Source organism: Cedecea neteri (assembly GCF_000758325.1).
GTDB lineage: Bacteria > Pseudomonadota > Gammaproteobacteria > Enterobacterales > Enterobacteriaceae > Cedecea > Cedecea neteri_B.
Genome location: NZ_CP009459.1, coordinates 3,985,652 through 4,006,060, shown reverse-complemented (window position 1 = coordinate 4,006,060; position 20,409 = coordinate 3,985,652). Strand labels below are relative to the sequence as shown.

General features: G+C 50.1%; 17 protein-coding genes, 1 tRNA gene and 1 pseudogene. 8 read left to right on the top strand and 11 right to left on the bottom strand.

Annotated features, from left to right (window positions below; genetic code table 11):
- Positions 1-9 precede the first annotated feature (9 nt).
- The gene (locus LH86_RS18735; protein WP_039304520.1) at positions 10-1,137 is read left to right on the top strand and encodes a DNA alkylation repair protein; all 1,128 of its coding nucleotides are present in this window, start codon (positions 10-12) and stop codon (positions 1,135-1,137) included.
- A 226-nt stretch (positions 1,138-1,363) separates the two neighbouring features.
- Positions 1,364-1,789 carry a VOC family protein gene (locus tag LH86_RS18730; RefSeq protein ID WP_039304518.1) on the top strand — a complete coding sequence of 142 codons (426 nt, stop codon included), beginning with the start codon at positions 1,364-1,366 and terminating at the stop codon, positions 1,787-1,789.
- A gap of 246 nt (positions 1,790-2,035) precedes the next feature.
- Here the strand turns inward: LH86_RS18730 and LH86_RS18725 are convergent.
- Positions 2,036-2,111, bottom strand: a tRNA-Asn gene (locus tag LH86_RS18725).
- A gap of 197 nt (positions 2,112-2,308) precedes the next feature.
- Here LH86_RS18725 and LH86_RS18720 point away from each other — a divergent pair.
- Positions 2,309-3,763, top strand: coding sequence for an EmmdR/YeeO family multidrug/toxin efflux MATE transporter (locus tag LH86_RS18720; protein WP_039304514.1), 1,455 nt, complete (start codon positions 2,309-2,311; stop codon positions 3,761-3,763).
- Here LH86_RS18720 and LH86_RS18715 read toward each other — a convergent pair.
- Positions 3,760-5,001, bottom strand: coding sequence for a mechanosensitive ion channel family protein (locus tag LH86_RS18715; RefSeq protein WP_039304511.1), 1,242 nt, complete (start codon positions 4,999-5,001; stop codon positions 3,760-3,762). The two genes, LH86_RS18720 and LH86_RS18715, sit on opposite strands and share 4 nt — an antisense overlap.
- Positions 5,002-5,161: 160 nt before the next feature.
- Here LH86_RS18715 and ldtA point away from each other — a divergent pair, with 160 nt between their 5' ends.
- Positions 5,162-6,097: a L,D-transpeptidase gene (gene ldtA, locus LH86_RS18710; RefSeq protein ID WP_039304508.1), complete on the top strand. Its 936-nt coding sequence runs from the start codon at positions 5,162-5,164 to the stop codon at positions 6,095-6,097.
- A gap of 44 nt (positions 6,098-6,141) precedes the next feature.
- On the opposite strand, the gene LH86_RS18705 is transcribed toward ldtA, so the two are convergent.
- The 5 genes from LH86_RS18705 to puuD form a co-directional block, all read right to left on the bottom strand.
- Positions 6,142-6,402, bottom strand: a complete 261-nt coding sequence (locus LH86_RS18705; protein ID WP_052045617.1) for a DUF1471 domain-containing protein — start codon at positions 6,400-6,402, stop codon at positions 6,142-6,144.
- A gap of 322 nt (positions 6,403-6,724) precedes the next feature.
- On the bottom strand, positions 6,725-8,005 hold the full coding sequence (locus tag LH86_RS18700) for an NAD(P)/FAD-dependent oxidoreductase (RefSeq protein WP_039304505.1): 1,281 nt from the start codon (positions 8,003-8,005) through the stop codon (positions 6,725-6,727).
- Complete coding sequence (puuC, locus tag LH86_RS18695) at positions 8,002-9,495, bottom strand: aldehyde dehydrogenase PuuC (RefSeq protein WP_039304502.1); 1,494 nt, start codon at positions 9,493-9,495, stop codon at positions 8,002-8,004. The genes LH86_RS18700 and puuC overlap by 4 nt, the downstream gene beginning before the upstream one ends.
- A gap of 137 nt (positions 9,496-9,632) precedes the next feature.
- Positions 9,633-10,190: an HTH-type transcriptional regulator PuuR gene (gene puuR / locus LH86_RS18690; RefSeq protein ID WP_039294996.1), complete on the bottom strand. Its 558-nt coding sequence runs from the start codon at positions 10,188-10,190 to the stop codon at positions 9,633-9,635.
- A 25-nt stretch (positions 10,191-10,215) separates the two neighbouring features.
- Positions 10,216-10,980 (bottom strand): gamma-glutamyl-gamma-aminobutyrate hydrolase, encoded by a 765-nt coding sequence (gene puuD / locus LH86_RS18685; protein WP_039304499.1) that lies wholly within the window; start codon positions 10,978-10,980, stop codon positions 10,216-10,218.
- A 212-nt stretch (positions 10,981-11,192) separates the two neighbouring features.
- Here puuD and LH86_RS18680 point away from each other — a divergent pair, with 212 nt between their 5' ends.
- The 4 genes and pseudogenes from LH86_RS18680 to LH86_RS22490 all read left to right on the top strand — a co-directional run.
- Entirely contained in the window at positions 11,193-12,611 is a 1,419-nt protein-coding gene (locus LH86_RS18680; RefSeq protein ID WP_039304495.1) for a glutamine synthetase family protein, read from the top strand.
- Positions 12,612-12,796: 185 nt separating this feature from the next.
- Positions 12,797-13,000, top strand: a complete 204-nt coding sequence (locus LH86_RS22655; RefSeq protein ID WP_156107043.1) for a hypothetical protein — start codon at positions 12,797-12,799, stop codon at positions 12,998-13,000.
- Complete coding sequence (locus LH86_RS18675; protein WP_039304492.1) at positions 12,990-14,378, top strand: APC family permease; 1,389 nt, start codon at positions 12,990-12,992, stop codon at positions 14,376-14,378. The genes LH86_RS22655 and LH86_RS18675 overlap by 11 nt, the downstream gene beginning before the upstream one ends.
- Positions 14,379-14,779: 401 nt before the next feature.
- Positions 14,780-14,899, top strand: a pseudogene (locus tag LH86_RS22490) (patatin); the annotation flags it as partial.
- 157 nt (positions 14,900-15,056) lie between these two features.
- Here the strand turns inward: LH86_RS22490 and LH86_RS18665 are convergent.
- The 4 genes from LH86_RS18665 to LH86_RS18650 all read right to left on the bottom strand — a co-directional run bounded on the left by LH86_RS18665 (position 15,057) and on the right by LH86_RS18650 (position 20,304).
- On the bottom strand, positions 15,057-15,356 hold the full coding sequence (locus LH86_RS18665) for a hypothetical protein (protein ID WP_156107042.1): 300 nt from the start codon (positions 15,354-15,356) through the stop codon (positions 15,057-15,059).
- Between the two features lie 5 nt (positions 15,357-15,361).
- A complete protein-coding gene (locus tag LH86_RS18660) occupies positions 15,362-15,937 on the bottom strand; it encodes a hypothetical protein (protein ID WP_039304485.1) in 576 nt (191 codons plus the stop codon).
- Positions 15,938-16,580: 643 nt separating this feature from the next.
- The gene (locus LH86_RS18655; protein ID WP_039304483.1) at positions 16,581-18,443 is read right to left on the bottom strand and encodes a UvrD-helicase domain-containing protein; all 1,863 of its coding nucleotides are present in this window, start codon (positions 18,441-18,443) and stop codon (positions 16,581-16,583) included.
- Positions 18,433-20,304, bottom strand: a complete 1,872-nt coding sequence (locus LH86_RS18650) for an ATP-dependent nuclease (RefSeq protein ID WP_039304480.1) — start codon at positions 20,302-20,304, stop codon at positions 18,433-18,435. The genes LH86_RS18655 and LH86_RS18650 overlap by 11 nt, the downstream gene beginning before the upstream one ends.
- Between the last annotated feature and the right edge of the window lie 105 nt (positions 20,305-20,409).

Genomic DNA, 20,409 nt, shown 5'->3' with positions numbered 1-20,409 from the left:
AGCAGTGCAGTGAGTGAGTCCGTCGAAAATCAGAACGCGTTTAAACATGCCTTTAATCATGCGCTTTTGCAGGACATCGCGAGCTTAATCGCGCGGCATTATCCCGCCTTTAACGCCGAAGCGTTTTTAAACAAAGCAGAACACCTTGATAAGCTGGAAATGAAGGCCAGAGTCCAGGTCATACGCGACGCGCTGGCGGCGGAACTGCCGCAGGACTACCCGGCAGCATTGGCTGTGGTGGTTTCGGTACTAAAAGAGAACAAACTGCGCGGCTTTGCCGTCTGGCCATTCGCGGAGTTTATTCAGGTCTATGGCCTGAATCACCCGGAACTTTCCCTCGAAGCCCTGAAAGTGGTCACCGTCTGCTTTACCGCCGAATGGGCGGTGCGGCCTTTTATCAAGCAGGATCCCGACGCGACCATGCGCTTTTTGCTGCAATGTGCGCAGGACGAAAGCGTGGATATTCGCCGCTGGGCTTCGGAAGGCACACGCCCGCGCGTGCCGTGGGGCGAAAAGCTGCATCTGTTTATTAAAGATCCGGCGGGAACCAGAGCGATTCTGGACGCCCTGAAGTTCGACCCGGAGCTTTACGTCAGAAAAAGCGTCGCCAACCACCTCAACGACATCACCAAAGACCACCCGGACTATGTGATTCAGCTCCTGCAAAACTGGCAGCAGCAGGCGAAACAGTCCGGCGCTGAAGACGTGAAAAAAGTGACCTGGATAACCCGCCACTCACTTCGCACTTTAATCAAGAATGGCCACCCGGATGCGCTGTCGCTGATCGGCGTGCAGCATGGCGCGGACGTCGCGCTGGATGCTTTCTCCCTCAAACAAAAAGCCATTGTCTTGGGCGAAAATCTGGAATTTAAGGTCAGCCTGCGGTCTACCAGCGACGCCTCGCAAAACATCGTGGTGGATTACGTGATCCACTTTATGAAAGCCAACGGCAGCCCCGCCCCGAAGGTCTTCAAGCTCCGCGCGTTCGAACTCCCGGCCGGAGGGGCGGTCACCATAGAGAAAAAGCACGCGATGAAGAAAATCACCACCCGCCAGTATTATCCCGGCGTGCAGCGGATTGAGATTCAGGTGAACGGCAAGGTGCTTGGGGGAGATGAGTGGGAGCTGGATTTATAACGTCATAGATTCGGAGATAATGTTGCCTTGGTACTGTGGGCTGCATTTTCTCCCTCAGAAAATGCCAAAACCTGGTTACTTGATGCTTTAATCTCGCGTCTCTGATTCTTCTCGCCGTAACTATAATGCCAAGACAACGCACAGAGTGCTAAGTCCAGTGTGGCTTAATGTATAAATTAACTGTATGTTTAACCAGTTATTTGTCTTTATTTGTAGGAGCGCTGTGATGATTGACCATATTTATGTTTCCGTTGCTGACCTTGAGAAATCACTGGCTTTTTATACTGCTGCGTTGAAACCGCTCGGCTGGAAGTCGTTTGGTCATTATGATTCTCGCAATGGTCCGGAAGGCGTTCCCGATCTGTATGGAATAGCCGATGCGGTTTATACGTCAGGTTCGGGCATCGGCACCAGCATCTGGTTGCGCCAGCGTCAACCTGGGGAAACCGGCCTTTACGTCGGGATTGTTTGTGACAGCAACCAACAGGTTGATGAGGTCTATGCCGCCGCGATTAAAGCTGGCGGGCTCGATGAAGGCAAACCGGCCGATCGTACTTACTTCACTACCGGGTATTACGCTGCAAATATCGCTGATTTTGACGGCAACCGTATCGAATTTGTTCATAAGGCGTGGAACCCTGCAAGGGGGTAGGTGAGGGCAGTGTTGTGGAGCTTGTCGTTCTTCCTTTAAGTCGCGTATAGCCCTCAAAAGGTTCTGCTTACGCATGGTTATATCTCTCAAACGCCTTATATACGAGGTAACAAAATCCATCAATATGGCGTGTTCATCAATAATAACGGATTAATCACCGAACTTGGCGACGTTAAATAACACTGTTGCATGAACCACCAAAAGCAAAAAGCCTGCTTAAGTTTCCTTAAGCAGGCTTCTCAAATATGGCTCCTCTGACTGGACTCGAACCAGTGACATACGGATTAACAGTCCGCCGTTCTACCGACTGAACTACAGAGGAATCGTGTGAACGGGGCGAATATTAGCGGCGGCTCAGGGGCTTGTCAAAGGCAAAATCTCGCCCTTTGGTGCGTTTGCGGAAACTATCAACATCTTGTTGCCTTTTCAGGCAATCGGAGACAAAAAAATCCTTTGCAGGATAACGATTTGTCGCTCATTATTTGAAATGCCGTTTTATCTTTCCTTGCAGGTCCTCGCTTGAACTTACATGCAGTCCTTCGCCAGACCGTGGCGAAAACGCCGTGGTACGCCAAACGTAAGAGTTATCGGGTGCTGTTCTGGCGTGAGATAACGCCTCTGGCGGTGCCAATCTTCCTCGAAAACACCTGCGTGTTGTTGATGGGCGTACTCAGTACCTTCCTCGTCAGTTGGTTAGGGAAAGAGGCGATGGCGGGCGTAGGGCTCGCCGACAGTTTTAATATGGTGATCATGGCGTTCTTCGCCGCGATCGACCTCGGCACCACGGTGGTGGTAGCGTTCAGCTTCGGCAGGCTGGATCCCGAGCGGGCGAGGGCTGCGGCCCGGCAGTCGCTGGTGCTGATGACCATTGTCTCTTTTATCATGGCTGCAGGCATTCACCTGGCGGGCACGCATATCATCGATGTGATTGCCGGGAACGCCACGCCGGAAGTTAAAGCTCTCGCACTCTCTTATCTACAAACCACCGTCTGGAGCTACCCGGCGGCGGCGATTGCGCTTATCGGCAGCGGGGCGCTGCGCGGGGCGGGGAACACCAAAATTCCTCTGCTGATTAACGGCGGCATGAACATCCTCAACATCATCATCAGCAGCATTCTTATCTACGGCATCTTTGGCTGGGGCGGGCTGGGCTTTGTCGGCGCGGGGCTGGGGCTGACGATTTCCCGCTACATCGGCGCAGCAGGCATTATCTTCGTGCTGATGATTGGTTTTAACCCGGCGCTGCGCATCTCGCTGAGAAGTTATTTTACGCCGCTGAACTGGGGCATTTTGTGGGAGGTGCTCGGCATTGGTATTCCGGCGAGCGTCGAGTCGGTGCTGTTCAACGGCGGCAAGCTGCTGACGCAGATGTTTGTTGCCGGGATGGGCACCAACGTGATTGCCGGGAACTTTATTGCCTTCTCCGTGGCCTCGCTGATTAACCTGCCGGGTAACGCCCTCGGGTCGGCGTCAACGATCATCGTCGGCAGGCGGCTCGGGAAAGGGCAAATCGGCCAGGCCGAGCGCCAGCTACGCCACACGTTCTGGCTCGCCACGATTGGCCTGACAATTATTGCCTGGGGAACCGCGCCGTTCGCCGGGTTATTCGCCTCGTTCTACACCAGCGAAGATGACGTAAAAGAAGTCGTCAAAGTCCTGCTGTGGATGAACGCCGCCTTTATGCCTATCTGGGCCGCTTCCTGGGTGCTGCCTGCCGGGCTGAAGGGCGCCCGTGACGCACGTTTTGCCATGTGGGTTTCAATGGCGGGGATGTGGGGCTGCCGCGTTATCGCCGGTTATACGCTGGGGATTGTGCTGGGCATGGGCGTAGTAGGTGTCTGGCTGGGAATGTTCGGCGACTGGGCAGTGCGCGGGGCGTGCTTCTACTGGCGAATGGTCAGCGGCCGCTGGCTGAAAAAATACCCGCGACCGCCGAAAGAACCGCTTTCGGTCCAGGAAGAAAGCGCCGGTTAGCGCTCAAAAGCCCCGGCAATGGCCCGCATGTCGTTGCCGGTTGGCGTCTGATGAATTCGCAGGCCGAACTCGTCCACCACGGCAAAAATGTGGTCGAAGATGTCGGCCTGAATGCTTTCATACTCCGCCCAAACCACGGTGTTTGTGAAGGCATAAATCTCCACCGGCAGTCCTTCGCTTTCGGGGGCCAGCTGGCGCACCATCAGCGTCATGTCTTTGCGAATGCGCGGGTGGCTGCGCAGGTACTCATTCAGGTAGGCCCGGAAGGTGCCGACGTTGGTCATTTGGCGCTGGTTTAGCACCGAGTCGTCGGCGTGCTGCTGGTTGTATTCGCTGATCTCTTTCCCGCGCTCCGCCATATACGGCTGCAGCAGCTTCGCCTTGAGGAGCTTCTCCTGCTCTTCCTGCGACAGGAAACGAATGCTGGTGGTGTCGATATTCACGCTGCGCTTGATGCGGCGCCCACCGGAGGCTGACATACCGCTCCAGTTCTTAAAGGCATCAGACACCAGCGCATAGGTTGGGATAGTGGTAATGGTGTTGTCCCAGTTGCGGACTTTCACCGTCGTCAGCCCGATGTCGATCACCGCCCCGTCCGCGCCGTATTTCGGCATTTCCAGCCAGTCGCCCATTTTCAGCATGCTGTTGGCAGAAAGCTGAATGCCAGCGACCAGGCCGAGAATCGGATCTTTAAACACCAACATCAGCACGGCGGCCATCGCACCGAGACCGCTTATCAATATTGCCGGGGATTTCCCGATAAGCAGCGACACCATCATGATGCCGACGACAATCGCGGCCAGCAGCTTCACGCCCTGGAAAATACCTTTCAGCGGTAGCTGAGAAGCAAAGGCGAATTTCCCCGACAGGCCGAAAATGACGTCCAGCAGCGAGAAGAAGGACATCAGCGCGTAGAGCATGACCCACAGCTGGGCGCAGGTGGTCAGAATGGTTGCCGCGTCGCTGCCTTTTTGCAGCCACAGCACCGCCTGAACGTTAACGATGATGCCCTGCAGCAGAAACGCCAGCCGCTGGAACAGCTTGTTCTGGGTAATTATCTGCAAAGAGAGGCTGGCGCTGGACTGCGCGCGTTTCTCAAAGGCACGCAGAACAATGCCGTGCAGAATAAAATGCACTACCAGCGCGGTAAGAAAAATGATGCCGAAAATGACGATCAGGGAAGTGGTGTGGCCGGGTTGAATGCCGTATTGCTCGAGGGCGGATATCAATTCCTGCATAACGTCTCCTTTAAAAAACAAGAGGACATCATGCCCTCTGCAGCCAGCGGTCGCAACCCGACTGTACAATTAGTAGACATATTAACGCCTAATCCTTACAGAATTGTCTCAGGGCGGTTATGCTTAATGTATTCACATCATGTTAACTAACAGGGAAATTATGATTCGTTTCTCCACGCTGGCATTTGCTCTGGCGGCGGTCACGCAGAGCGCGATGGCCGTGACATATCCTTTACCGCCGGAAGGTAGCCGCCTGGTGGGTGCACCCCTGACGATTACCGTGCCGGAAGGAAACAAGGAGCCGCTGGAACACTTTGCCGCTCAGTACGGGCAAGGCTTCAGTAATATGCTGGAGGCCAATCCGGGCGTCGATCCGTTCCTGCCTAAAGTAGGCACACAGCTGGTGATTCCGCAGCAGGTAATTTTGCCGGATACCGTGCGGGAAGGGATCGTGGTGAACGTGGCGGAAATGCGCCTTTATTATTATCCGAAGGGCACTAACACCGTAGAAATCCTGCCGATAGGTATCGGTCAGGCCGGACGCGAAACGCCGCGCAACTGGGTCACCCGCGTTGAGCGCAAGCAGGATGCCCCGGCCTGGACGCCAACCCCGAATACCCGCCGTGAATACGCCAAAGAAGGCAAAACGCTGCCTGCTTTTGTGCCGCCGGGGCCGGATAACCCGATGGGTCTGTACGCCATTTACATCGGCAAGCTGTACGCCATCCACGGCACCAATGCCAATTTTGGTATCGGCCTGCGCGTCAGCCAGGGCTGTATCCGCTTGCGTAACGACGACATTAAATTCCTGTTCTATAATGTGCCGGTCGGGACCCGCGTGCAGTTGATTGACCAGCCGGTGAAGATAACCACCGAGCCGGATGGCAAACGCTGGTTAGAGGTCCACGAGCCGCTGTCACGCAACCGCGCGGAGTTTGAGTCCGACAAGAAAGTACCGCTGCCGATGACCACTATTTTGCGTAGCGAAACTCAGGCGTCTGGTGTGAATTCGTCGGTGGTGAGTGAAGCGCTTAACAGGCGTTCGGGGATGCCGGTCCAAATAAATACAGCCGCCACGGAAACAGGACGACTGTAATATTCAGTCAGAAAAATAAAAGCTCGCGCATCGCGAGCTTTTATTTATTTGAATAATTCTGCAGTAGCATAAAGTTTATTTTGCCCGCCAGCGGAAGTCACTTTAAAGGATGTGGCACCGGCTTTATCTGCTTTGTCAGAAAGTTGATTTATCGCCTGGTCCAGGGTGTATGCCCCGCTGGTTGATACTGTGCCAATGCTCGGTCCGGTGCCAGTTTGCTGGACTTCAGTAGCGGCTAAAGCCGTACCGGTAAGGGCGGTCAATACGGTCAGGGCCAGGGCGGAGTTAATCAGTTTACGCATCATAATGAGTCTCTCAATTTAGTTAATAAGGCGAGTCGTCGGTGAATGCGTTGCATGCTACGTTGCCGCTTAAGCAATGAATAGCGGGGGTTATTGATGAAGACTTTCAAAAATTCTGGCTGGTAATATCTGGGTGTTATTGACTGTAAATTACTTTAAGCCACCTTATTTTTTCCTCGATTAATATGCCGCAACGTGAAGTTTTAGTGGCCATAACGCTTTGGCTGGCGAATAAAAAAACGCACGGAGGGGATCGCTCCGTGCGTCGGGTTATTGCTCGTCAGCCTCAGCGTGGCCGAGTCTTTCGAACAATAGCGAAGGCAAATTAAACCCCAAGGCGATCGCGAAGACTGTAGTAGGCCGCGCCCATTGCGGTAAACGGAATGCGGAACGTGCGGCCACCCGGGAACGGGTAATGCGGCAGGTTGGCGAAGGCATTGAAGCGCTCCGCATCGCCACGCAGCAGCTCTGCAATCAGGCGGCCAGCCAGGTGGGTATAGGTCACGCCGTGCCCGCTACAGCCCTGGCTATAGTAAATATTTTTATCCAGACGGCCCACCTGCGGCAGGCGAGAGAGCGTCAGCAGGAAGTTCCCTGTCCAGCTGTAGTCAATCTTCACGCCTTTCAGCTGCGGGAAGGTTTTCAGCAGGTTGGGCATCACCAGGCGTTCAATATCCGCCGGGTCACGCGCGCCGTAGACCACGCCGCCGCCATACAGCAGGCGGTTATCGGCCGTCAGGCGGTAGTAATCCAGCAGGTAGTTACAATCCTCCACGCAGTAATTTCTCGGGATCAGCGAGCGGGTAAGTTCTTCCCCTAGCGGCTCTGTGGTCAGCACCTGTGTGCCGCAAGGCATGCTGCGCTTCGCCAGTTCAGGTTCGAGTTTATTGCCGAGGTAAGCGTTCCCGGCGACGATCACGTACTTCGCCGTCACCTTACCTTTCTCCGTGCTGACAATCGCCGGGCTGGCGTGTTCAATGTGGGTCACCGGAGACTGCTCGAAGATGCGCCCGCCGTTCAGGCGAATTGCATTAGCCTCGCCAATGGCCAGGTTGAGCGGGTGAATATGGCCGCCGCTGTGATCGAGCAGGGCGCCGACGTAGCGGTCGCTGTTTACCTCGCGCTTCAGTTCGCTGGCGTCCAGCAGTTCAAGCTGGGTGTTGCCGTAGCGTTCCCAGTTAGCCTTTTGCTCTTCGAGGGTTTCCAGCTGTTTGTGGTTCATCGCCACAAACAGGCCGCCGGGGCGATAGTCGCAGTCAATCTGGTAGCGCTTGATGCGCTCGCGAATAATTTCCCCGCCTTCAAACATCATACTGCCGAGCATTTTGGCCGCTTCCGGGCCATAGCGGCGCTCAATCACGTCGATGTCGCGACTGTAGGAGTTCACCAGTTGCCCGCCGTTGCGCCCGCTGGCGCCAAAGCCGATGCGCGCGGACTCTAAGAGCACCACGTCATAGCCCATTTCGGACAGGTGAAGTGCAGACGAAAGGCCGGTGTAGCCGCCGCCAACCACGCACACGTCGCAGGCCACGGACTCGTTCAACTGCGGAAACGGCTCATATTGGTTGGCGCTGGCCGCGTAATAGCTGGTGGTATGTTCAGTCATGATGAAGGCTCCAGGGCAATCCAGATGGTTTTCAGTTCGCTAAATTTCTCAAGGGCGTGCAGGGATTTATCGCGGCCGTTGCCGCTCTGCTTGTAGCCGCCGAACGGGACGGTCATATCGCCGTCGTTGTAGTTATTGACGAAAACGGAACCGGCTTTAAGGCTGCGGCTCATGCGGTGGGCGCGGGAGAGATCCCGGGTCCACACGGCAGCACCGAGGCCGTAGTCGCTGTCGTTGGCAAGGGCGAGCGCCTGGGCTTCGGAGGTGAAGCGGGTGACGACGAGCACCGGGCCGAAGATTTCTTCTTTGCCGACTCGTGCATCTGCGGTTGTGTCGGTGAAAATCGTCGGGCCGATAGCCGCCGGGTGAGCGTTGTTTCGTCCGTCCAGCGCCAGCTTGCCCTGGCTTTCACCGTCGCGGATAAAGCCGTGAACGTTGTCGGCGTGGGCGCAGTCGATCAGCGTCCCCATGATGGTTTCCGGGTCGAGCGGGTTGCCGGGCTGCCAGTTTTTCGCCTGCGCTTTCAGTAGGGCAATAAACTCATCGGCGATGCTCTCTTCCAGCAGCAGGCGCGTCCCGGCGATGCACACCTGGCCCTGGTTATAGAAAATACCGGCGGCGGTGGTCGCCGCGGCTTTTGACAGATCCGGGCAGTCGGCAAAAACGATATTGGCGCTTTTCCCGCCGGCTTCGAGCCAGACACGCTTCATATTGCTGTCGCCCGCATCTTTCAGCAGCTGTTTGCCGGTGCGGGTTGAGCCGGTGAAGGTAATCACGTCCACGTCCGGGTGTTGAGACAGCGCCTGGCCCGCCTCATGCCCAAATCCGGTTACGACATTAAACACGCCGTCCGGCAGGCCAGCTTCTTTGGCCAGCGCTGCAAGACGAATTGCCGACAGCGGTGATTTTTCAGAAGGTTTAAGGATCACGCTGTTGCCGGCGGCAAGCGCCGGGCCGAGCTTCCAGCAGGCCAGCAGCAGCGGGAAGTTCCACGGCACAACGGCGGCAATCACGCCGACGGGTTCGCGCACAATCAGCGCCAGCTCGTTGACGCCGGTGGTGGCGACTTCGCCGTAGACTTTATCGATGGCCTCGGCGTACCAGCGGATGGCGCGGGCGCTGCCCGGGATATCATCACGCAGGCTATGGCGGATAGGCTTGCCGGTGTCGAGCGTTTCAAGCAGCGCCAGCTCCTCGTGATGCTGTTCCATTAAATCTGCCAGCCTGCTGAGCACGGCTTTGCGTTTGGCCGGGGAAGCCTGCGCCCAGTCACCGCGATCAAAGACATCGCGGGCGGCCTTCACCGCAATATCGACGTCCGCTTTTTTGCCTCGCGCAACTTCGGCAAGGTCACGCTGTGCAAACGGATCGACGGTACTAAACGTTTCGCCATCCTGCGCGGTGCAATACTCGCCGTTAATAAACAAACGCGTTTCCGGCGAGGTATTTTTGGCTTTCTCCTGCCAGTAATTAAGATGCTGAAAGTCCATGATGACTCCTTTTATTCAATCGGATAAATGGCCTTACTGGGTTCTTCAGGCAAATTTGGGCTGCAAAAAGCCCCAGGAAATAAGTCCTGTTAAAAAAGGTTTTGAAATAAGGCCTGAATACTCAGGCCTGAAAATAATTAGAACGTGGTGGGGGTATGGGCGCTGATAATGCGGCAGATGCCTGCCGAGGTGTTGCTGAAGCTGTGCGGCATGCCGGTATTAATGGCATAACTTTGCCCCGCAACCAGGTGCCAGGTCTGGCCGTTTACGGTCAAAACCACTTCACCTTCCAGTATCGTGCCCGTCTCCTCACCCTGGTGTTTGATCCTCTCGCCGGTGGTGGTTCCCGGCTGATAGGTTTCAATGATCATCGCCAGCGTACGATTAGGATTCCCATTGTGTATTAATTTCATTGAAACACCCTGACTGCCTATTTCAATCAGGTCGTCGTAGTTAATAACCACCTGTGGTTCATCAGGTTTTTCCGGTTCGGCGAAGAACTCGGAGAGCGACAGCCCGTAGACTTTCAGCAGCTTTTGCAGCGTACTGATGGCAGGACTGACTTTGTCCTGTTCTATGGTGCTGATGGCGCTATGCGTTAATCCAGACAGTTCGGCGGCACGACGTTGAGACAGACCCAGTTGCTGGCGGATCTCTGACAAACGTTTACCCGGCGCCAGGCCGTCATCGCTCATAATGGCATTTCCTTAACGGTAGTGGTCAGAGCCGCTGCTTTTCAGCGAGGTGGTTCTGACTGGCGGTGATAAAACCCTCAAGCAACAAACGCGATAGTGCATATTCGCTACTGTTCCATTCCGGATGCCACTGAACCCCGAGGGCAAAAGGATGATCGTGAACGCTCGCAGCCTCCACCAGACCATCCTGTGAACGCGCCTCGACGCGCAGCAGCGGACCCAGCGTTTTCGCTCCCTGGCCATGTAATGAATTCACCCAAAACGTGTTGCAGCCCGGTATCAACTGCGAAAGCAATCCTCCCTCATGAACCTGGACTTCGTGTGATGGGGCATACTGCTGCTCCACCGGGAGTTCCGGATCTTCACGGTGCTCCAGAAACTCAGGGCGATCGCTCAGGCGACGATACAGAGTCCCGCCGGTGGCGACAACAAGTTCCTGTAAACCCCGGCAGATGGCGAAAATGGGGATGCGCCTTTTGAGCCCGGCGGCAATAAGCGCCATGCTCAGTTCATCACGCCCGGGGTCGGCGTCAGGCTCATCGCCGTTTTCACCATACAGGTGCGGCTGCACGTTGCTGGGGCTGCCCGGCAGGAAGATCCCGTCCAGTTTTGGCAGCAGCGTTTCCAGCAGTTCCGGCTCTGCCAGCGCGTGGGGCAGAGCAATGGGCAAGCCGCCCGCATTCAATACTGCGTTCAGGTACTTTTCTTGCAACGTCTGGGTCAGATGACCCTTAAGCCTGTTTCTGCACATCACAACGCCGATTAACGGCTTGTCAAATATATCGACCATGATCAACCTCACATTCTGGACTAAATTATTTCCAAACGATTCCATGTTGGCCATTTCCGTTCAATATTTTCTCAACTTAGCAGCGGTTTAACTGTCTTGCAAACTTAAATTAACATTTGACAAACATTTTGTTTCGCACCATTGTCGATAAGTGGACATTATATTTAACGGTCGACATCAGCGACCGGCATCCAACGCAACGGCGGTGAATCATGGAAACCAATATCGTAGAAGTTGAGAATTTTGTTCAGCATTCCGAAGAGAGACGAAGTAGCGCGTTTGCACGCGAAGTGAATACCTTCCTTGAACGTTATCCCAATACCCAATATGTCGATGTCCTGCTCACTGACCTGAACGGCTGCTTCCGGGGGAAACGTATTCCGGTGGCCGGGCTGCGTAAGGTAGAGAAGGGCTGTTACTTCCCGGCGTCCGTATTTGCCATGGATATTCTTGGGAACGTAGTAGAAGAGGCCGGGCTGGGGCAGGAGCTGGGTGAACCCGATCGTCGCTGTGTGCCAGTGCCAGGTACGCTGACCCCTTCGGCGGCTGACCCGGAATTTATCGGCCAGATGATGCTGACCATGCTGGATGAAGATGGCGCTCCCTTTGACGTTGAGCCGCGGAACGTGCTGAACCGACTCTGGCAGCAGCTGCGCCAGCGTGGGCTATTCCCCGTGGTAGCGGTAGAGCTGGAGTTCTATTTAATTGACCGCCAGCGCGACGCCGAAGGCTACCTGCAGCCGCCCTGCGCGCCGGGCACCGACGACCGCAATACCCAAAGCCAGGTTTACTCCGTCGATAACCTTAACCACTTTGCCGATGTCCTGACTGACATCGACGATCTGGCCCGTCTGCAGCTTATCCCCGCCGATGGCGCGGTAGCAGAAGCTTCGCCGGGCCAGTTCGAAATCAACCTGCACCACACCGATAACGTGCTGGATGCCTGCGATGATGCGCTGGCGTTAAAACGTCTGGTGCGAACTGTCGCCGAGAAGCATAAGATGCACGCCACTTTTATGGCGAAGCCGTATGAAGAGCATGCGGGCAGCGGGATGCATATCCACATCAGCGTGCTGAATAACAAAGGCGAAAACGTGCTGGCGGACGCCGAAGGCGAAGACTCCGCGCTGCTGAAACGCGCGCTGGCGGGGATGATCCACCTGATGCCGTCGTCGATGGCGCTGCTGGCCCCGAACGTGAACTCGTGGCGTCGTTTCCAGCCGGGGATGTATGTCCCGACTCAGGCTTCCTGGGGGCATAACAATCGCACCGTGGCGCTGCGTATTCCGTGTGGCGACAGGGACAATCACCGCGTGGAGTATCGCGTGGCGGGGGCGGATGCCAACCCGTATCTGGTGATGGCGACGATCCTGGCCGGGATTTTACATGGCCTGGATAACGACCTGCCGCTGCAGGAAGAAGTGGAAGGCAACGGGCTGGAGCAGGATGGACTGCCGTTCCCGATCCGCCAGAGCGACGCATTGTGGGAGTTCACCCAGAACGATCATTTGCGCGACCTGCTGGGCGAGCGTTTCAGCCACGTTTTCCATGCGTGCAAGCACGATGAGCTGGTGCAGTTTGAGCGTTTAATCACAGAAACTGAAATTGAGTGGATGCTCAAAAACGCCTGATTGTGGCGCCTGCCCGGCAGAGCCTACGTGGCCGGGCAGGCGAATAAATAAGTAGCATCATACGGACTGAGCGGAGCCAGGCCGGACGTTTTGCAGGGCAACCTGCCATTTCCCGAAGTCGCGTAATGGAGCGCGGGCGGCAACGGGTCTTCAGTTAACGACAATGTGTTCGACGAGGAAATGAAATGATGCAGACGCAAATGTTTAAATATCCGCACGGCGAGGGCGAACGCTGCTGCCGTATTGATAACGACGGGCCAGCGGCCAGCGTGAACCCCATTGCCGTTCCCCGACAGTTACGATTAACCCCCAGGCTAAGCAGGTTTGCCCGAACGAAGAACGTTTCGCAAACCTGTATCCGCGTGGGGGGACATCGTCATGGCGACTAATTTCTCCGTAGACAACGCTTCGCAGGCGGGGAAACCGCAGCTGCGTAAATCTCTGAAACTCTGGCAGGTGGTAGTGATGGGCCTGGCCTATCTCACGCCGATGTCGGTGTTTGATACCTTCGGGATTGTGTCCGGCATCAGCGACGGCCACGTTCCGGCATCTTACCTGCTGGCGCTGGCGGGCGTGCTGTTCACCGCCATCAGCTACGGCAAACTGGTACGTCAGTTCCCGCAGGCCGGGTCAGCTTATACCTACGCCCAAAAGGCCATTAGCCCGCACGTAGGCTTCATGGTGGGCTGGTCCTCGCTGCTGGACTATCTGTTCCTGCCGATGATTAACGTCCTGCTGGCCAAAATCTACCTTTCGGCGCTGTTCCCGGAAGTCCCGCCGTGGATTTGGGTGGTGGGGTTTGTCTGCATCCTGACCGCGGCGAACCTGAAGAGCGTCAATCTGGTGGCGAACTTCAACACTCTGTTTGTGCTGGTCCAAATTGCCATCATGGTGGTGTTTATCATTCTGGTGGTGCAGGGGCTGCACAAAGGTGAGGGCGTGGGCACCGTCTGGTCGCTGCAGCCGTTTATCAGCGAAAATGCGCACCTGATCCCGGTGATTACCGGCGCGACGATAGTCTGCTTCTCGTTCCTCGGCTTCGATGCGGTGACCACGCTGTCGGAAGAGACGCCCGATGCGGCTCGCACCATCCCGAAAGCTATTTTCCTGACTGCGGCCTACGGCGGCATCATCTTTATCGTTGCGTCGTTCTTTATGCAGCTGTTCTTCCCGGACATCAGCCGCTTTAAAAACCCGGACGCAGCGCTGCCGGAGATTGCGCTGTACGTTGGCGGCAAGCTGTTCCAGTCGATTTTCCTCTGCACCACCTTCGTGAATACCCTGGCTTCCGGGCTGGCCTCACACGCCAGCGTTTCTCGCCTGCTTTATGTGATGGGGCGCGACAACGTATTCCCGGAAAAATACTTCGGCTACGTGCACCCGAAATGGCGCACCCCGGCGCTGAACGTGATCATGGTCGGCATCGTGGCACTGTCCGCGCTGTTCTTTGACCTGGTGACGGCGACGGCGCTGATCAACTTCGGCGCGCTGGTGGCCTTTACCTTCGTGAATCTGTCGGTGTTTAACCACTTCTGGCGTCGCGAAGGCCGCAACAAAACCTGGCGCGAAAAGCTGCACTACCTTATTTTGCCGCTGATTGGCGCGGCGACGGTGGCGGTGCTGTGGGTGAACCTGGAAGTCACGTCCCTGACGCTGGGGCTGGTGTGGGCTGCGGTCGGCATTCTGTATCTGGCCTTCCTCACCCGCCGCTTCCGCAGGCCACCGCCGGTGTTTGACGCCACTAAGGCCGAGCGCGCCTGGGAGTAAGGGAAGGTTGTGTTAGATAATAAGAAGCCCGCTTAAGATGCATTAAGCGGGCTTTTTTGTTCCAGATTTTGTCAGTTCAGAAAAGCAAAAAGCCCGCTTAGTTTCCTAAGCAGGCTTCTTAAATATGGCTCCTCTGACTGGGATCGCCTTTGCCAATAGCTGGCTAATTAGTAAGCTAAATCAGATGTTCCTTTCTGACAAGACCACCAGAATGACCGCCAAGTGCTGAAATACAACAGACCATAAAATGGCCCCTCGCCAGTCGGCTAGCGAGTTAGTTATGAACGTCGCATATTAATGACCTGCTCAACATCGACTAAATAGCTGCGCGGAATAGTAGATCACTTTGAGGGAACCCAGCCCGGATTGTGCGATCTGATCAATCGCCAAATCAAAACAAATCACCAACCTATTGTGAAGATCTCCGCACTTATTTTGCGGATGGTGGTTTGGTTGCTAACAATCCCAACTATATCGGTCTGCTGGAAGTTTTCAGGGACATGAAGTTTGATTTTCCTGATGTTACTCATAAAGTCAGTGTATGTATCGTAATAGGTGATGCTTTGTTTCCACATTTTCCCAACTGCACACTTTGTATCTCTTTCTGCGAGCATAACCCGGATGCACTGGTTCACGCTGAAGTATCCGATGCACTCGTGCATCGGGCCTATAGAAAGGTTACTGTGTTTGAAACTCCCAGGCATCAATCTCACCGAAAGTGATCTTTTTGCGATGGTTTACCGCTTCCGAAGGTACTAAATAGAATTTGTCTTCCATTTGGAAAAAATAATAACGATTTCCAATGACGATTTTTTCATCAGGATCTGGATATTTTTCCTTAAATATTTCATTTTCATCGTAGAAACATTTTGCAGGATAAGAGACTCGATCGATAAGGAGGTCAGTGGAAGTCATGGGGGCATTGATAGGGTGCAAATCGCGAGCTTCATAGGGGGGTATGAACAAGTAGTCGGACATCAACTCTACTCGTTGAACAAACTCATGTTCACTATCTTTATTTTTTTAAGAATATCAACTAACCCGGAATAGAGAGCGTTTTTTTCAAAGAGTGATTTACCAGTCTTCGAGAATTTTACATATTGGTAAATCAGTTCATTGATAACTCTGAACTGAGGAATGGTGACAGTGGTCTCGCTGGCTGTCACTTCGGCACCGTCATAGTTGAGCCGATGGTGAAGCATTTTATTTCTAATCTGAGAACACATTTTGTACAGCGTATGAAGGAACAAATCATCAATTGAATCTTTATCAATATTGGATTCGAGAATGAGGTTCTTTTTGTTGAAGCTTTCGTTGACACAGTCAAAACGAAGGTCAACATAGCTATCCAGATAATCAAAGAAAATAGGAAATAAGACGAGTTTTGTGTAATCGTTTTGCAAACTGCTATTCCATGAGAAAAAACCTATGCAGTTTAATGGGTATTTTATAGTTGAGCTGCCATTAGTCTTGCTGTATAAAAATCTATTGTTTGCCATATTGTTCATAAAGCAGTTAACGATAATAGTCTGAACAATTTCAAAATGTTTTTGCATCATACTGTGACTCCATGTCTGTAAGACATAAAAAATTTAGATAAGAGAGGAATACTTAAATTTTCGCCAATGATCCTAACATTGTGGTGTTGAGACAAAAGCAATGATTGGTCACTGATGTCCGCCATTTTACCAAGAGTGTGATAGGGGTATCGTCTTGTTAATTGGTATACAGAACGCAGAACAGCAAAAAGCCTGCTTAAGTATCCTCAAGCGGACTTTTCTGAATATGGCTTCTTTGACGGGGATCGCCTTAGCCATTAACTGGCTGAAGATTAAGCTAAATCATAAATCTGGTTCTGTCAAGAACACCAAAATGATCACTTATTCGGTTCATGGGAGCATTCAATGAGTTAGCTTAATAGGTTCAAAGATTCTATGTATTCTTAGCATGACGAGACTTGTTCTGGTATCCAGACTGATACTATCGTAATGACTGTATAAGAAACTATATTTGGGCCCTTCCTGTTTTGTCTGAATGATGTAAGATATGTGAATATATAATTTTTTTAAAATGATAACATTCTCTCTGAAGAATAAATTGATCTTTCTAAGAGATATGGTTAACAAAATAATAGTTTCTTATGAATATTGCTGTTGCTATATGTTATTTGTAGCAACAGCTTCGTTATACTAAATATTAATATCAATGTTGAGTTAAATCGCAAATATTCCAACCCGCAAGTTCATGCTTTGAAATATGCTCGGCCGGAAATCCTGATTTATTCATTGCAATACACAATAAGTATTTAGGTCTTGTGAGTGCAACATATATTTGCTTCATGAATTTCTTTTTTCTGGCTTCTGTCGGTTGTGTTATATTCTCTAAAAGAATGTAGTCAATTAAGGTTGTTATATCATTAGTATGATATTTTGTTTCTAGAAGTAAAGTTGCAGCATGCGTCTCCCCTTTTACAGAATGAATTGTTGCAATTTGATTCTCTATAATTCTTCCTTCAATTTCAAAAGAGATAATATTTCTAGTTGGACTATCATGGGGTTCGTTTATTAGATTACGCTCGAAAGATAAAAAAATGTGATTTCGGTTAGATATATTAATACCTAAGTAAGACAATAATAAGGTGACGGAATTTCCCCAAGTTTCTTCGGATATTTCATTTGTCATTAAAGACATCGCTAACAAGTTAAAATCAACTAAAAGTGAAGATAATTTAAGGTGTTTTTTTATGTTTGCGACTGATATATCAGATTGTGAACCATCTTGCATTGTGATCTGAAAATTAGATACTCTCCCGAAATGAATAATTCCATCAAGGATTGTACGGTAAGATTCACTGTTACGATTTTGTTGGCGGGCAACATATATATATTGAATTAACTTAGTGTTTTTGAATCCTACTGTAGAATCAGTTTTTTCAAAATTCTCATAATAACTGCAAATCGTTAAAGAGTTTTCACTTTTTTTACCAACTGCACCAACAGATTTTATTGGGTATTCACAGTTAATCGGAACTACTTGCGAGCATAAATTAGCGAAATGCTCAAATACATTAGTGCGAGAACTATCATCGACAAGAAATATTGTATGTAGTGATTGATTGGGATGAGAAATTTCCGATGTTAAATTTATGCGATTATAACTTAGATTTCTAGCAATTGATGCTATAGAGCTATTAAAGCGATGACTATTTTTTACTTTTTCTAACTCTGCTTGATTATAGGTTTGGTTCTCTTCCTCATTAGTCCCATAAATAGCTTGGTCAGGATCGCCAAACCGTTGCATCTTAACTTGATCATTATCATTTCGAAAGATTGTATTTAAAAATTCATCTTGAAATTTTTGGGTGTCTTGCATTTCGTCGATAAAAACGATAGGAAAACGAGATTGAATTGCTTTTATAATATCAGGGTTGTGGTGTATATAGTCTTTTGATATTTCATACATTTCGTGATAAAAGAAATAACCTTCTGTCATAAGTGTATTTTTAGCATTTATCAAATCTTGATAACTGTTCGACTGTGATTCTCTACGGAAACTAGGGATGTTAAGGTCAAGGCATCCATCTATAAATTTATATTGCATCTCTTGAATGGATTTTATCCTATTTCTTTCAAGGTAATTTTTCGTTCCTCTATTAAGAAAACCCCAGCCTCTTGCACAACATATTTCATCATCGATGTGAGTTATTTTAAATCCTTGAGAACGAAGATAAGGTATTGCAAGAAATTTATTAACGAATTCTTGAATAGTGCCGATGAAATGTGGTGAAGTTAACAATTTCCCACCATGTATACTCGTTTGGAGACGCTCTATAATTTCTTTTTTAGCTACATTAGTATGCGTTAGGACGCATATACCTTGATGTAAACTCATCCATTTTTTTGCGATAATTAACAACTTAGCCGCTACCATTGTTGTTTTGCCGCTACCAGGACAAGCTTGGACATCATTATATGATTGTATTATTTCGCGTCTTGCATCATCAAATGACAAGTTTAACTCTTGCTCTACATCGTTGATGTCTCTTTCACTAATTTCAATGTTCATTCGATGTCTCCTCGTCATTAGAGAATTCTTCTGTTACGTATTCGATGGCTTCTATAATATAAGGAGGTAGTTTAGATCTTAACTCTGAAGGTCGTTCACTATATTTCGATAAGATCTTTGCAAGAAGATAACTTACTTCGCTTTTTCCATCACCTTTATTTTCTATTTCTCCATATAATTGCACAGCCCTTATTTGTGCATCAGTACTAAGATTTTCATAGCCTATAAGGTTACCATGAAGGGCCTCATATAATTCTTCACTTAGCCCATATTTAGCAAGGCAAAATTCAAATGTCCAGTCATTTGATATAAATGTTTTAACAAGTTCTCCATCAAACTCGGATTTACTATTTTTTTTCTGGTTTATTTGTTCTGATGTCAACTCATTCAGCCAATGTTGAAGGTTTCCCCCTCGGCCGGTGGTTTCATTAGGCTGTATTTTTTGTTTAAACCCATAACTGTTTGAGATTGTTGCCTCCGCTTCATCTGGCCATAGGTCTAAATCAGTAATACACCCAACTTTAATTGGGAGATGAGAGGGGGACATTGAAGCGGTGTTAGAACGATAAACTTTAGCGTACCTCTTTCTGGATAAACCATTGACATTAACCAATGACACAGCATAATCTTCTAGTGGTCGTCCTAGTAATTCAGCTATTTTAGGTATTAACACCATCTCCGCAATACCCTCAACAATCAATATACCTCTTGCAAAAAACATATTTGCCTTAGTTGAGTCTAAGAATTTCTCAAGAAATATATAGTCATCACCACTTAGAGCGGTGCATTCCTTTCTTAAAGGAAAGGCCTTTCCATCTTGCATTAAAATTAAGCTTTCCAATGGGGCTTTTGATGAAAGCACTGGACTGTGAGTGGATAAAATACATTGCAATTTACTATTTTCAGTCCTGAGGTAATTAATGAATTTCAACTGTAGTTGGGGATGAAGATGAGCCTCTGGTTCCTCAACAAGTAAAAGTGAATACTGATCTTCTTCCTGACGAATTAACATTAGTTCTGTAGCCATAAACAATAGACTGTTATAACCTAATCCATGCTTAATTCCTGAAGTGTTGAGTTCGAGTGATAATTTCTCTAAAATGGATTTGAGAGCAAACGCTTTCTCCGGGGCACTCATTTCAGTATATTCTTTACTCCCCAATAAACTTAAAAAAGGTGTGAAAATATTGGATTTGAATGTTAAAGAGTTCAAAAGAGTTGAAATTTTCTCTTGAGTCATTTGAATCGAAGAGTCATTTTGAATTGCCTGTGTGGCGTGAATTAGTAACTCAATAATCCGCTGAGTCGCCCCTTCATCTCCAGCTAAACTGACATTACTTCCTAAAATCTGTGAGAGCCTTGAGGTTCGCCCTGCCGATAGTTCAACCTCAGCATCGCGTAGCGGTTTTAAATATGTTGTAGCAAGATATTCTCTGATATCTCTTTCTATGATGGGGCCATCGTTACTCAAACCAGATCGAACTTCCGTCTTGATGAATTGAGTTTTTTTGAATGGATTAATTGTTATGCTTGCTGAGAGGTTTATATATAAACAGCTCTTATTAACACCCGTTGTTATTTCTTCGTTGGTTAAATATTCTAGAAATAACCCTAGTTCACGGGCTGACAGATCTTCAAATTTTAATTGGATATATAGTTCATTCTTACCGCTGAGGAAATCAGTACTTTTTATACTCACCCATTCTACAGACGTAGTGTCAAGAACAATCCGGATGGCATCAATGACGGAACTCTTTCCTGCATTATTTTCACCAACAAGTAAATTAAGCCCTTTATTTAACTCTAAGGAAAAATCTTCGAATTGTCTGAAATTGTCCATTTTTAGATTTGATAAAAACATATTTCCCACCAATGTGTTTTAACTGTGTATAATTTTACTTGCTTCGGATTAATCCGTTTTTATATATTTAGATATACTAAAAGATAGAACTGAGAACTGAGAACT